This is a genomic window from Enterobacter chuandaensis, from assembly GCF_003594915.1.
In the GTDB taxonomy this organism is placed as follows: domain Bacteria; phylum Pseudomonadota; class Gammaproteobacteria; order Enterobacterales; family Enterobacteriaceae; genus Enterobacter; species Enterobacter chuandaensis.
Genome location: NZ_QZCS01000005.1, coordinates 295,620 through 307,785, shown reverse-complemented (window position 1 = coordinate 307,785; position 12,166 = coordinate 295,620). Strand labels below are relative to the sequence as shown.

The following is a 12,166-nucleotide window of genomic DNA, read 5'->3' as shown; positions in this document are numbered from 1 at the left end:
TCGATCAGTGACAGAGCCCGCGCCTGAGCAGGCTGAGAAGTCAACGGCAACGGTGCAGGCATTGCTGCGCCAGCTGCTGGACATTTATGATGCTAAGACGCTGGCAAACCAGCTGGCGGCGCACGGCGAGAGCCACTGGAGCCCGGCCATCCTTAAGCGACTGCTGACCAGCGAGCGGGCAGGGCGTCGCCTGAGCGAAGGCGAGTTTCGCTATCTGCAAAACCTGCTTCCGCGTCCGTCTGCCGCTCACCCGGACTATGCCTTCCGCTTTATCGATCTGTTTGCCGGCATCGGGGGGATCCGCCACGGTTTTGAAGCCATCGGCGGTCAGTGCGTTTTTACCAGCGAGTGGAACAAACATGCGGTACGCACCTATAAAGCGAACTGGTACTGCGATCCGCATGAACATCATTTCAACGCCGATATCCGCGACGTTACCCTGAGCCATAAAAGCGGCGTCACGGATGAACAAGCCGCGGAGCACATTCGCCAGACGATTCCGGCGCATGACGTGCTGCTGGCCGGCTTCCCGTGCCAGCCTTTCTCGCTGGCCGGCGTCTCCAAAAAGAATGCCCTTGGACGCGCCCACGGTTTCGCCTGCGATACGCAGGGAACGCTGTTTTTTGACGTCGCCCGTATCATTGACGCCCGCCGTCCGGCGATTTTTGTGCTGGAAAACGTCAAAAATTTAAAGAGCCACGACGGTGGAAAAACCTTCCGCATTATCATGCAAACGCTGGACGAGCTGGGCTATGACGTAGCCGATTCAGAGGCTATGGGTGCGGATGACCCGAAAATTATCGACGGGAAACATTTCCTGCCTCAGCATCGCGAGCGTATTGTGCTGGTCGGTTTCCGCCGCGATCTCAATCTGAAGGGGGATTTCACCCTGCGGGATATTCCCTCCTTATACCCCGAGCGCCGTCCCACGATTGCCGACCTGCTGGAGCCGGTGGTCGACGCGAAATTTATTCTTACCCCAATCCTGTGGAAATACCTCTATCGCTATGCCAAAAAGCATCAGGCGAAAGGCAACGGCTTCGGGTTTGGCATGGTGAACCCAAACGATCCGCACAGCGTGGCCCGTACGTTGTCCGCTCGCTACTATAAGGACGGGGCAGAGATCCTGATCGACAGAGGCTGGGATAAAGCGCTGGGCGAGAAGAATTTCGACGATCCGCACAATCAGCGTCACCGTCCGCGACGCCTGACGCCGCGCGAGTGCGCCCGTCTGATGGGCTTTGAAACGCCGCAGGGCTACCGCTTCCGCATTCCGGTTTCGGACACCCAGGCCTATCGTCAGTTTGGTAACTCGGTGGTGGTGCCCGCGTTTGCGGCGGTGGCAAAACTGCTGGCTCCGCGCATCAAACAGGCGGTGGCGCTACGCCAGAGTGAGGCCGTCAATGACGGACGTTCACGATAAGGCCACGCGCAGCAAAAACATGCGTGCCATCGGCACGCGTGATACCGCCATTGAAAAGCGTCTGGCCGGGCTTCTGACGCAGGCGGGCTTTGACTTTCGCGTGCAGGATCCCGCGCTTGCGGGCCGCCCGGATTTCGTCATCGACGCGTATCAGTGCATTATCTTCACCCACGGCTGTTTCTGGCATCATCACGACTGCTACCTGTTTAAAGTCCCGGCGACGCGCACCGATTTCTGGCTGGGGAAGATTGGCAAGAACGTTGAGCGCGACGCGCGGGATCTCGCCACGCTTGTCGCGCAGGGCTGGCGAGTGTTGATCGTCTGGGAGTGCGCGCTGAGAGGGCGGTTAAAGCTGAACGATGCCGATCTGAGCGAACGGCTGGAAGAGTGGATCTGCGGCGGCGGTGAAACCGCGCAGATCGACACCCATGGAATTCACCCGTTTACGGTTTCTCCACCTCGCAAGGCGTAACAACAGGTTTTGCCGGCAGCAAATATTTGCCTAAGGTCACCAGTACGACGGCAAAAACAATCACCCCCAAAGCTAACCACTCAACCGGAGAGAGCGTTTCACCGCCAAGCCCGGTGCCGAGCAGCACGGCCACGACCGGGTTAACGTAGGCGTAGCTGGTGGCGACCGCCGGAGAAACGTTGCGGATCAGGAACATGTAGGCGTTAATGGCGATGATTGAGCCAAACAACGCCAGGTAGCCTACCGCCAGGAAGCCCGACAGCGGCGGCAGGGTAGCCAGCTTTTCTCCCGTCAGTGCGGAGGCCAGCAGCAGCACTATTCCCGCAGCGAGCATCTCTATTGCCCCCGCCATCATGCCGCTCGGCAGTTCGATGCGTGACCCGTATACGGAGCCAAACGCCCAGCTCATCGAGCCGATAAGGATAATCACAGCGCCCCACGGATTCCCGCTCAGGTTACCGCCGCTGTTGAGGAGAATAATGCCGGCAAGGCCGATGCCAATCCCCAGCCACTCCAGCTTGCGGGTGCGGATGCCGAAAAGACGGCTGAAGCAGAGGGTAAACAGCGGTACGGTAGCAACGACCACGGCGGCGATCCCAGACGGTACGTTCTGGTGCTCGGCAATGGTCACAAAGCCATTCCCCACCGCCAGCAGCAGCAGGCCGATCAGGGCGGCATTCAGCATCGGGCGAAGTGGAGGAAGCTTATGCCCGCGCAGCAGCAGGAAGGCCAGCAGCAACACGCCCGCCGAGAGGAAACGAATGCCCGCCATCAGCAGCGGCGGCCAGCTTTCCACGCCGATGCGAATGACAAAGTAGGTTGAACCCCAGATGATATACAGCGAAAAAAGTGCCCCAATAAGCGGTAGCAATTGCCGGAAACGCATAATCCCTCACGACGAAATAAAAAGGTCGCTGATAGTAAACGCGAAAACTATCGCGCTGGCGAGCCCTTTAGTTGTGTCGGTGATGTGAAATTTTTGTTGACGCGAGGTGCCTGTTTCCGCGTTTGCGCTTTTGCTCCATACTATTCACTTAATTACCAAAAAAAGAAGGATCACGATTTTGGCAGGAAGTAGCTTATTAACATTGCTGGATGATATTGCCACCTTACTGGACGATATTTCCATGATGGGGAAACTGGCGGCGAAGAAAACCGCAGGCGTGCTGGGGGACGATCTCTCGCTTAACGCGCAGCAGGTGAGTGGGGTCAGGGCTAACCGTGAACTGCCCGTGGTGTGGGGCGTGGCGAAAGGCTCGTTCCTGAATAAGGTGATCCTGGTGCCGCTGGCGCTGCTGATCAGCGCATTTATTCCCTGGGCCATCACGCCGCTGCTGATGATTGGCGGGGCATTTTTATGCTTCGAAGGCGTTGAGAAGGTGCTGCACTCTTTGAGCTCGCGCAAGCAGAAGGACACGCCGGAGATGCGCCAGCAGCGCCTTGAAGCGCTGGCCGCGCAGGATCCGAAAGTTGTCGAGCGCGATAAAATCAAAGGCGCCATTCGCACCGACTTTATTCTGTCGGCTGAAATTGTCGCCATTACGCTGGGCATTGTCTCCGATGCGCCGCTTTTGAATCAGGTGCTGATCCTCTCCGGGATCGCCATTCTGGTCACGGTGGGCGTTTACGGCCTGGTCGGGCTGATCGTGAAGCTGGATGATATCGGCTACTGGCTGGAGGAGAAATCCAGCGCGGTGGCTAAAGGCATCGGCAAAGGCTTACTGACGCTGGCACCGTGGCTGATGAAGAGCTTGTCCGTGGTGGGTACCCTGGCGATGTTCCTCGTGGGCGGCGGCATTGTGGTCCACGGCATTGCTCCGCTTCATCATGCCATCGAACATTTCGCCTCGGCGCAGGGGAGCGTGGTGGCAGCCATTCTGCCCACGCTGCTTAATCTGGTGCTGGGCTTTATCGTTGGCGCTATCGTGGTGGCGGCGGTGAAACTGATCGAAAAAATGCGCGGCACAGCGCACTAATTGTTACCCGTCTCAGGGTGCAAAAAGACCATTCCTCGTCTAAATTGAAACAGTTTCACCCTGATACAGGAGGCAGGTATGGTCTTTTTGGTCAGTGATGAAGTTAAGCCTAAGAAGGGCGGCCCGCGGATGATTGTCACCGGGTATTCCAGCGGAATGGTGGAATGTCGGTGGCATGACGGTTATAGCATTAAGCGGGAAGCCTTTCGTGAAGATGAGCTTCAGCCGGGTGACGGCCAGCGCAAGCACGATCAGGCTTAATCACATAACGCCCGGCTTTGCCGGGCGTTTTTACCTGAAATACCGGGTGTAAGGCAGTAATCAGGGAGTGTGTGTGCAGCGCGGTACCTTTGTTGTAAGACGATCTTTTCTGCAATGGCTGCATAAGCGTAGCAATCCGGGTTTGATTGTTAACCTCTGTTTTATCGTTGTTCTGGTGTTTTCCACCCTCCTGACCTGGCGTGAAGTGGTTGTCCTCGAAGAGGCGTATATCTCCAGCCAGCGCAACCACCTGGAAACCGTGGCCAGCTCGCTGGACAGGCAGCTGCAGTACAGTGTGGATAAGATGCTGTTATTTCGCCAGAGCATGCGCGATGCGCTACAGACGCCGCTGGCGTTTGATGTTATGCACGATGCGGTGTCGCACTTTAACGCAGTCCGCATGCGCCCTACCTGGCAGCTTTTCGTTGATAAAAAACGAACCCTTCCCATTAACGGTGTCTCGGACGCGTTTGTCGAAAAAACCTCGCTTCTGAACCGGGATCCTGAGCACATCAGCAATGAAATTTCGGCCGCGCTTGAGGTGGGCTATCTGCTCAGGCTGGCGGCGTCGAACAGGCATAGCGAATCGCGGGTTATCTACGTTTCACGCGCCGGGTTTTATCTTTCAACGGACGAGCTGACAGAGGCGAGTGATATTATTCCCCGCTATTATCACCAGGTCACGCAGTCCTGGTTTACCCAGCAGTCAGAACGTAACAATCGCGCCCGCGCGGTGCGCTGGTTTATCTCCACGCCGTCATCCTGGACCGGTGACGAGCGGATAATCACCGCCAGCGTTCCTATCTATTTCAATCGCTACTGGTATGGCGTGGTGGCGATGGACTTTTCGCTGAATACGATGCAACGCCTGCTGGCAGAGGCGACGGACGACCGGACGGAGGGCGAGTATCAGCTGTACGACTCCCGGCTTAATATGATTGCCACCTCTGAAAAGACAGATAACCAGGTGAACCATTTCGATGAACGCGAAATCGCGCAGATTGCGCAGGCGATCGAGAACGATACCGGCGGCGGCATCCGCCTCGGCAGCCGGTTCATCAGCTGGCAGCGGCTCGATCACTTTGATGGCCTGGTTTTGCGGGTCCATACTCTGCAGGAAGGAGTACAAGGCGACTTCGGCAGCATCAGTATCGTACTGGCGTTGCTGTGGGCGCTCTTTACCGCGATGCTGCTCATTTCATGGCTGGTGATCCGCCGGATGGTCAGCAATATGTATACGCTGCAGCATTCGCTCCAGTGGCAGGCCTGGCACGACCCGCTAACCCGCCTGAATAATCGCGGCGCGCTGTTTGAACGCGCGAAAATTCTGGCGGAGAAGTGCCATCAGCAGTCGCTGCCGTTCTCGGTCATTCAGTTGGATCTCGACCATTTTAAAAGCGTCAATGACCAGTACGGCCATCAGGCCGGTGATAAGGTGCTTTCCCACACGGCAGGGCTGATTGCCAGCGCGTTGCGTAAAAACGACGTGGCCGGTCGCGTGGGGGGCGAAGAGTTTTGCGTCGTCCTGCCGGGAATCGGTCTTGAGGAGGCAAGAGTGATTGCGGACAGTATTCGATGCCGAATCAACAGTAAGGAAATACTGGTGAAGAAGAGCACGACCCTGCGCATCAGCGCGTCACTCGGCGTTAGCAGCGCGCAGGAAAAAGAAAACTACGATTTTGAACAGCAGCAGTCTGTTGCGGACGCCCGGTTGTACAAAGCGAAGCAGGGCGGGCGTAACCGGGTTGTCTGGAACGATCAGGACAAAAAGTGATCCAGACCCTCCTGCCAGCCGACCGGTCCGGGCCGTTGGGTGTGATAGACCCGGTCGGGGTTATCGTCACGTAATGTGATGCCCTGGCGGTTTAGCCCTTTGATCACCACCGCAAAGTCCACGCTGTCCAGCAGCGGCGCATCGTTCGGGCCGTCGCCGAGTCCCAGGGTGGTCGGTTCGATATTCTCCCGCTCACGGTATTGTTCAGTCAGCCAGTTAACCGCCACGTCCTTGCCGCAGCGGGCATCGAGAATATGCCAGAAGCGGGCACCCTGCAGGCATTTCAGGCCACTTTGCGCCAGTGCCTCTTCAAATCGGGCCATTGCTTCATCGGTATCGCGCCAGATGAGCGTGACGGAAGCCTCATGCTTGCGTGCAAGCGCCGCACGGTAGCGCGTCAGTCCCGTCCATTCGCTGATGATGCGTTCGTCCACGTCGTCAAAGGTGGTAAATTTGAATCCCTCCTGCAGGCGGAGGTGCTCGATACGCGGACGAATCTGCTCGTGCGTCATGCCTCTGATATGGCGTTGTTCCCTCTCCCAGCGCACGTCCGGCTGAATAACCGCGCCATTCTCAGCGATAAACGGTAACCCTTCCAGACCGAGATCCTGCTGGATATCCAGCATCTCCGCCGCGCTCTTGCTGCTGCAAAGAATAACCGGCACCTGGTTATCCTGCAGTTTGTCCAGCCACGGCATTGCTGGCTGCCAGTCATAGGTATGAATATCCAGCAACGAACCATCCAGATCGGAAAAAATCAGCAGGGAACCCTGGAGTGAAAGCATAATGACTCCCAAAACGAAGGTGTGTCAGACTAAGAATATTCTTAAAAAATCACTACGGGTGAAACCGCGTTTCAGAGAACCGATCCAGCCAAACCCGCATTCGGCGTGTGTTATTGCTCATAACCAAAATGATTATGTTAAAAATATTATATTCACCATGAGAATATATGCTTGTCATGCAAAATCGTTGGGGATAGTGTTGCTTGTACATCAGATTTCCTGGTGTAACGAATTTTCAAGTGCTTCTTGCATAAGCAAGTTTTGATCCCGGCCATCCCCATGACCGGGATTTTTTTCGTGCTAACGATTTGCTTCAGACACGCTAAAGTCATGAATATCGAGCTCGAAGGCCTCCGCCAGTTCGCGATAGGTGTGATAGTCCCTTCCGTTGACAATGACGTGGTCTGAATTATCGTCCGACCGGCGGACTTCTGACTCACTGATCTCATTGATGGCGGCCAGCAGGGCATCGACATCCACCTCGACCTCGCGTTTGATGGTGTCGCTGTACTCTTTATCGGTCTTCATTACGGGGTTCCTCATTCAACCTACAAACGTGTTCAAGGCTAAGTATAGCCTGTGCATAAAAACGCCATTCACGCCGCGCGGCGATGTGTGTTTTTGCGTTTTGTTCTACACTGGCTCAAAACCAGAGGAGGAATGTATGAAGGTCAACGATCGGGTAACCGTTAAAACGGACGGCGGGCCGCGCCGCCCGGGTGTGGTACTGGCAATTGAAGAGTTTAGCGAAGGCACAATGTACCTGGTATCACTGGAGGATTACCCGCTCGGCATCTGGTTTTTTAACGAACTGGGGCATCCGGACGGTATTTTCGTCGAGAAAGCGGAGTAGCACGGCGTCGGGTGGCGTTGCGCATGCCCGACAACGCAGTGAGAAGCAAAAATCTCTGGCCAGGCCAGAGATCAAAGGTAGGGGGCAGAGGGGTTAAGCCACTAACGCATGTTGACGAAAATCCCGTTCGTCACATTATCGGTCAGACGTACCACGTGATAGATCACTTGCTTATTATGCGTTTTAATTTTCCTTTTAATATTTCCTTTGTGTGACGAAACGGTTTTCGCTTTAATATTCATCTGGTCAGAGATCTGAATAGTTCCTTGTCCCGCCATCCACATTCGCAGCATACTTGATTCAGTCCTGCTTAATGAAAGGGTGGGTAAGTTAACCGCTCCTACATTTTTAACTTCTTTATTCAAATAATCACCCAGGATGTCATCCAGTGACTCAGGTTTAATCGACTTAGAACTGATCAATAAATTTTTACGGACCAACAAATACTCATCGAAATGGATATTCGCGATCGCCATAAAAACAATAAACAGGGTTTTTGGATGCTGATTAATGATTTGCTTAATGTGCTGACTGTTGGCTGGATCGTGAATGAAACAGTCCTCATTAATAAACACCACGCCTGGTTTTAGTTCGTCACAAGCGGCTGCGAGTTCTTCAACGGTGTGTGCATCGTTGATGTCTCTCTTTCTTACCCCTCTGCTTGCCAGGTACCCGGTTAACCCTAGCCGGGTGTAGCTGCATAAATCCATAATGATCGTTGACATGGCATACCCTCACTCAATGCGTAACGATAATTCACCATCTGCCTGAGAGCTCAAAACAGCCATACGGGATGGAAAAAAATAATAAACCTGTGAGCATGACAAAGACTTTCAGGCGGACTCACTATCCCGTAAAGTTACGTATAATTTGCCAGGAATCTTCTTAAAGTAAAGTAAATATTAAGTATTGTGAGGTGGTTAGAAACATTTAAACCGCGTCAGATATATCCTGGAAGATGTTTTTCACGTTTTATTTTAGGAATATCCTCAGAAAGACAATGTCAACCGTGAGGGCTATTATTTACGGGGTAACTCGCTGACAATATCCGCTAACAGATTGAATATCTCGCCGAATAAATGTTCACAGAAGGGGGCGATAAGGGGCATCAGTAATGACATTAATAAAATTCCGACCGTCAATGTCAGCGGAAAACCAATCACAAACACGGAGAGCTGCGGCGCCATTCTGTTCAGTAAACCTAATGCCAGGTTGACGGTGAGCAGCAGCGTGATGATCGGCAGAGCCAGCATCAGGCCGTTCAGGAAGATCAGCCCCGCCGCGCGGGTCAGCGCGAGGAAGGCATTGCTGTTGACCGGGTTCTCACCAATCGGCAGCGTATGGAAGGTGTCCACCAGCATGGAGATGAGCCACAGATGACCGTTAAGCGACAGAAACAGCAGCATGGCGAGCAGATCGATGATGCGCGCCAGCACCGGCATGTTGAGATGGCTGCCGGGATCGACAAACGTGGCGAACGATAGCCCCATCTGCAGGCCAATCAGCTCCCCGGCCGTACGCACGGCAGCGAAGGCGAGCTGCATGGTAAAGCCCACGGCAATGCCGATCAGTACCTGCTGCAATGCCACCCACACCGCAGTCGCCGAGAAGATCGGAATATCCACGCGAGGCAGAGAAGGGGCGACGATAATGGTGATGATAATGCCCAGCCCCACTTTGACACGCTTGGGGATCGATTTCTCGCTGAGAATGGGGGCGGTGGAGATCAGCGCCAGGATGCGCAACATCGGCCAGAAATAGACGCCGAGCCACTGAACCCACTGGTCGCTGGTGAAGTGCAGCATCGTCAGGTCAGCCGATAATGTACGGCAGATTGGTAAACAGGTTGCGCATATAGTCCAGCAGCAGGTTCAGCATCCACGGTCCGGCCACGATAATCGCCACGAACACGGCGATGATTTTCGGAATGAACGACAGCGTCATTTCGTTAATCTGCGTAGCGGCCTGCAAAATACTGATAATCAGGCCGGTGACCAGCGCAACAAGCAGCAGCGGTGCGGCAACGGCAATGGCAATTTTCATCGCTTCCGTGCCCATCATCATGACCGATTCGGGTGTCATTGCCGTTCCTTAACTGTAAAAACTCTGCGCCAGCGAGCTGACCAGCAGCTGCCAGCCATCGACCAGCACAAAGAGCATGATCTTAAAGGGCAGGGCAATGGTGGCGGGCGGCACCATCATCATCCCGAGCGCCATCAGGACGCTGGCGATCACCAGGTCGATAATCAGGAACGGAATAAAGATGGTAAAGCCAATCTGAAACGCGGTTTTCAGCTCGCTGGTAACATAGGCGGGGAGCAGAATACGCATTGGCACCGCTTCTGGTCCCTGCAGCTCGCCGGTGTTGGCGAGCCGGGCGAAAAGTGCCAGATCCGCTTCGCGCGTCTGGCGCAGCATAAATTCCCGCAGCGGCTGCGCACCTTTTTCCAGCGCCTCCTGCATCGAGATTTTATCTTCGCTGAACGGCTGGTAGGCGTCGGTATAAATCTTATCAATGACCGGCGACATGATGAAAAAGGTCAAAAACAGCGCCAGGCCCAGAAGCACCTGGTTCGGCGGCGCGGACGGTGTGCCCAGCGCGTTTCGCAGCAGACCAAAAACAATGATGATGCGAGTGAAGCTGGTCATCATCAGCAGGATGGCCGGAATAAAGGTCAGCGAGGTGATGAAGACCAGCGTCTGAACCGGGAGCGACCAGCTTTGTCCGCCTCCTGCGAGAGGAGTGGAGACCAGACCGGGCAGCTGCGCATAAACCGCAGGAGCAAACAGGCCAACGCCGGCAAGCGTCAGGGATAACAAACGGCGCATCAGGATCTCCCGGAACGCTTAAGCAAACTCTTCATGACGGACTGAAAATCCGCAGGGGCTTGTGCGCGCTCGTCCACCGTGACGGGGGCGGGCGGCAGTTTATGTAATACGTTGATAGTGGAGGCGGTCACGCCCAGAACCAGACGTGCATCTTCTACATCGACGATGACCACGCGTTCACGTGGCCCCAGCGTGGTGCTGGCGCTGACCTTCAGGCCGCGGGTGCTGGCGATTTTACCCGCCACACCGAAACGCTTTGCCAGCCAGGCAGCGATAAGAATAAAGGCAATAATACCGAACAACGCCCCGCTCACCTGGAGCAGCGGGGAGCCGGGAACGGCAGACGGTTGTGATATTGTTGCCTGGGTTTTCATGCTTAACGGCTCAGACGACGCATGCGTTCAGACGGGGTGATGATGTCGGTGATGCGCACGCCGTATTTATCGGCAACCACCACTACCTCACCCTGAGCAATCAGATAGCCGTTGATCAGAATATCCAGCGGCTCACCGGCCAGGCCGTCAAGGGCCACAACAGAACCCTGCGTCAGACGCAGCAGCTCTTTAATGGTCATCCGGGTGCGTCCCAGTTCAACGGTCAGCTTAACCGGGATGTCCATAATCAGGTCGATGTCCTGCAGCGTGCCGCTGACGTCGCCGCCGCCTAACTGCTGGAATACCGCGTCCGCCGCGCTTTTCGTCGGAGTCGTTTTTTGCTCGTTTAACGCGTCAGCCCACAGATCGTCCAGTGCTCCGCTGTTTTCATCGGACGGATTGTTCATGTCACTCATTTGGGCTGTTCCTCATTCAGCGAATTCAAAATCGGGTTGATCAAGTGCTCAACGCGTAACGCATACTGACCGTTAATCGTGCCGTACTGGCTTGTAAGTACCGGGACACCATCCACGTGGGCAATAATGCGGTCGGGTTTGTCTATCGGCAAAACGTCGCCGGGTTGTAATTTCAGGATCTGGGATAACCGCATCGAGATGTCGGCAAAGTTCGCCACCAGCTCCAGCTGCGAGTGCTGCACCTGGCGCACCAGGTTTTCACGCCAGTTCTGATCTTCGTTACGTGAGTTCTCCAGCGGCGGGTTAACCAGCAGCTCGCGCAGCGGTTCAATCATGCTGAACGGCAGGCAGATGTTGAACTCACCGGTCAGGTTACCGATCTCCACGTGGAACGGGGTGTTGACGACGATATCGTTCGGGGAGGTGGTGATATTGGTAAATTTCACCTGCATCTCAGAACGGACGTACTCCACTTCCAGCGGGTTAATCGCTTTCCACGCGTCGCTGTAGGATTCCAGCGCCAGCTTCAGCATGCGGTTAATGACGCGCTGTTCGGTGTGGGTAAATTCACGACCTTCCACTTTGGTCGGGAAACGCCCGTCGCCGCCGAACAGGTTATCCACCGCAATGAACACCAGGCTCGGCGAGAACACCACCAGGCCGGTGCCGCGCAGCGGCTTCAGATGAATCAGGTTAAGGTTGGTTGGCACCGGCAGGTTGCGGGCAAACTCATGATACGGCTGGATGCGGATCGCACCGACCGTGATATCCGGGCTACGACGCAGCAGGTTAAACAGCCCCATACGGAACTGACGTGCAAAACGTTCGTTGATGATCTCCAGCGCCTGCAGACGTTCACGCACCACGCGACGCTGGGTATTGGGATCGTAAGGACGAATATTATCGTCGCCGGTGAGACCCGGTTGCGGATCGTCACTCTTATCGCTGTCGCCGTTAAGCAGCGCGTCGATTTCTGCCTGAGAAAGAATACTGTCGCCCATGT

General features: G+C 55.2%; 15 protein-coding genes and 1 pseudogene. 6 read left to right on the top strand and 10 right to left on the bottom strand.

Annotated elements, in window-relative coordinates; all coding sequences use genetic code 11:
* Positions 1-7 precede the first annotated feature (7 nt).
* Positions 8-1,423 (top strand): DNA cytosine methyltransferase, encoded by a 1,416-nt coding sequence (locus D5066_RS11100; RefSeq protein WP_119915955.1) that lies wholly within the window; start codon positions 8-10, stop codon positions 1,421-1,423.
* A complete protein-coding gene (locus D5066_RS11095) occupies positions 1,404-1,895 on the top strand; it encodes a very short patch repair endonuclease (RefSeq protein WP_119915954.1) in 492 nt (163 codons plus the stop codon). Before D5066_RS11100 ends, D5066_RS11095 begins: the two co-directional genes overlap by 20 nt.
* Here the strand turns inward: D5066_RS11095 and yedA are convergent.
* Positions 1,867-2,781 carry a drug/metabolite exporter YedA gene (gene yedA / locus D5066_RS11090; protein ID WP_119915953.1) on the bottom strand — a complete coding sequence of 305 codons (915 nt, stop codon included), beginning with the start codon at positions 2,779-2,781 and terminating at the stop codon, positions 1,867-1,869. The two genes, D5066_RS11095 and yedA, sit on opposite strands and share 29 nt — an antisense overlap.
* A gap of 175 nt (positions 2,782-2,956) precedes the next feature.
* Between yedA and D5066_RS11085 the strand changes: the two genes are divergently transcribed.
* From D5066_RS11085 to dgcQ, 3 genes are all read left to right on the top strand, one after another.
* The gene (locus D5066_RS11085) at positions 2,957-3,871 is read left to right on the top strand and encodes a DUF808 domain-containing protein (protein ID WP_176212964.1); all 915 of its coding nucleotides are present in this window, start codon (positions 2,957-2,959) and stop codon (positions 3,869-3,871) included.
* Between the two features lie 78 nt (positions 3,872-3,949).
* A complete protein-coding gene (locus D5066_RS11080) occupies positions 3,950-4,132 on the top strand; it encodes a YodC family protein (protein WP_061097751.1) in 183 nt (60 codons plus the stop codon).
* 73 nt (positions 4,133-4,205) lie between these two features.
* Positions 4,206-5,906 carry a cellulose biosynthesis regulator diguanylate cyclase DgcQ gene (dgcQ, locus tag D5066_RS11075; protein ID WP_119915952.1) on the top strand — a complete coding sequence of 567 codons (1,701 nt, stop codon included), beginning with the start codon at positions 4,206-4,208 and terminating at the stop codon, positions 5,904-5,906.
* Here the strand turns inward: dgcQ and D5066_RS11070 are convergent.
* Both D5066_RS11070 and yodD read right to left on the bottom strand, forming a co-directional pair.
* Positions 5,891-6,691: a mannosyl-3-phosphoglycerate phosphatase-related protein gene (locus tag D5066_RS11070; RefSeq protein ID WP_119915951.1), complete on the bottom strand. Its 801-nt coding sequence runs from the start codon at positions 6,689-6,691 to the stop codon at positions 5,891-5,893. The genes dgcQ and D5066_RS11070 overlap by 16 nt on opposite strands.
* A 300-nt stretch (positions 6,692-6,991) precedes the next feature.
* Positions 6,992-7,219, bottom strand: a complete 228-nt coding sequence (gene yodD, locus D5066_RS11065) for a YodD family peroxide/acid resistance protein (RefSeq protein ID WP_080329534.1) — start codon at positions 7,217-7,219, stop codon at positions 6,992-6,994.
* Between the two features lie 136 nt (positions 7,220-7,355).
* On the opposite strand from yodD, the gene dsrB reads away from it, so the two are divergent.
* Positions 7,356-7,544 carry a protein DsrB gene (gene dsrB / locus D5066_RS22970; protein WP_013097741.1) on the top strand — a complete coding sequence of 63 codons (189 nt, stop codon included), beginning with the start codon at positions 7,356-7,358 and terminating at the stop codon, positions 7,542-7,544.
* A gap of 101 nt (positions 7,545-7,645) precedes the next feature.
* Here the strand turns inward: dsrB and rcsA are convergent, their stop codons facing one another.
* The 7 genes and pseudogenes from rcsA to fliM form a co-directional block, all read right to left on the bottom strand.
* Positions 7,646-8,269 (bottom strand): transcriptional regulator RcsA, encoded by a 624-nt coding sequence (gene rcsA, locus D5066_RS11055; RefSeq protein ID WP_013097740.1) that lies wholly within the window; start codon positions 8,267-8,269, stop codon positions 7,646-7,648.
* A gap of 278 nt (positions 8,270-8,547) precedes the next feature.
* A pseudogene (gene fliR / locus D5066_RS11050) lies at positions 8,548-9,349 on the bottom strand (flagellar biosynthetic protein FliR).
* A gap of 7 nt (positions 9,350-9,356) precedes the next feature.
* The gene (gene fliQ / locus D5066_RS11045; RefSeq protein WP_008500315.1) at positions 9,357-9,626 is read right to left on the bottom strand and encodes a flagellar biosynthesis protein FliQ; all 270 of its coding nucleotides are present in this window, start codon (positions 9,624-9,626) and stop codon (positions 9,357-9,359) included.
* A gap of 9 nt (positions 9,627-9,635) precedes the next feature.
* Positions 9,636-10,373 carry a flagellar type III secretion system pore protein FliP gene (fliP, locus tag D5066_RS11040; RefSeq protein ID WP_080329531.1) on the bottom strand — a complete coding sequence of 246 codons (738 nt, stop codon included), beginning with the start codon at positions 10,371-10,373 and terminating at the stop codon, positions 9,636-9,638.
* Complete coding sequence (fliO, locus tag D5066_RS11035; RefSeq protein ID WP_119915949.1) at positions 10,373-10,747, bottom strand: flagellar biosynthetic protein FliO; 375 nt, start codon at positions 10,745-10,747, stop codon at positions 10,373-10,375. The genes fliP and fliO overlap by 1 nt, the downstream gene beginning before the upstream one ends.
* A 2-nt stretch (positions 10,748-10,749) precedes the next feature.
* Complete coding sequence (fliN, locus tag D5066_RS11030) at positions 10,750-11,163, bottom strand: flagellar motor switch protein FliN (RefSeq protein WP_003859592.1); 414 nt, start codon at positions 11,161-11,163, stop codon at positions 10,750-10,752.
* A complete protein-coding gene (gene fliM, locus D5066_RS11025; protein ID WP_028013703.1) occupies positions 11,160-12,164 on the bottom strand; it encodes a flagellar motor switch protein FliM in 1,005 nt (334 codons plus the stop codon). Before fliM ends, fliN begins: the two co-directional genes overlap by 4 nt.
* Positions 12,165-12,166: the final 2 nt, after the last annotated feature.

Bases quoted from the DNA above. Each gene is read 5' to 3' on its own strand.
- D5066_RS11095 (WP_119915954.1), top strand. From the start codon at position 1,404: ATGACGGACGTTCACGATAAGGCCACGCGCAGCAAAAACATGCGTGCC.
- yedA (WP_119915953.1), bottom strand. From the start codon at position 2,781: ATGCGTTTCCGGCAATTGCTACCGCTTATTGGGGCACTTTTTTCGCTG.
- D5066_RS11080 (WP_061097751.1), top strand. From the start codon at position 3,950: ATGGTCTTTTTGGTCAGTGATGAAGTTAAGCCTAAGAAGGGCGGCCCG.
- D5066_RS11070 (WP_119915951.1), bottom strand. From the start codon at position 6,691: ATGCTTTCACTCCAGGGTTCCCTGCTGATTTTTTCCGATCTGGATGGT.
- yodD (WP_080329534.1), bottom strand. From the start codon at position 7,219: ATGAAGACCGATAAAGAGTACAGCGACACCATCAAACGCGAGGTCGAG.
- dsrB (WP_013097741.1), top strand. From the start codon at position 7,356: ATGAAGGTCAACGATCGGGTAACCGTTAAAACGGACGGCGGGCCGCGC.
- rcsA (WP_013097740.1), bottom strand. From the start codon at position 8,269: ATGTCAACGATCATTATGGATTTATGCAGCTACACCCGGCTAGGGTTA.
- fliQ (WP_008500315.1), bottom strand. From the start codon at position 9,626: ATGACACCCGAATCGGTCATGATGATGGGCACGGAAGCGATGAAAATT.
- fliP (WP_080329531.1), bottom strand. From the start codon at position 10,373: ATGCGCCGTTTGTTATCCCTGACGCTTGCCGGCGTTGGCCTGTTTGCT.
- fliO (WP_119915949.1), bottom strand. From the start codon at position 10,747: ATGAAAACCCAGGCAACAATATCACAACCGTCTGCCGTTCCCGGCTCC.
- fliN (WP_003859592.1), bottom strand. From the start codon at position 11,163: ATGAGTGACATGAACAATCCGTCCGATGAAAACAGCGGAGCACTGGAC.
- fliM (WP_028013703.1), bottom strand. From the start codon at position 12,164: ATGGGCGACAGTATTCTTTCTCAGGCAGAAATCGACGCGCTGCTTAAC.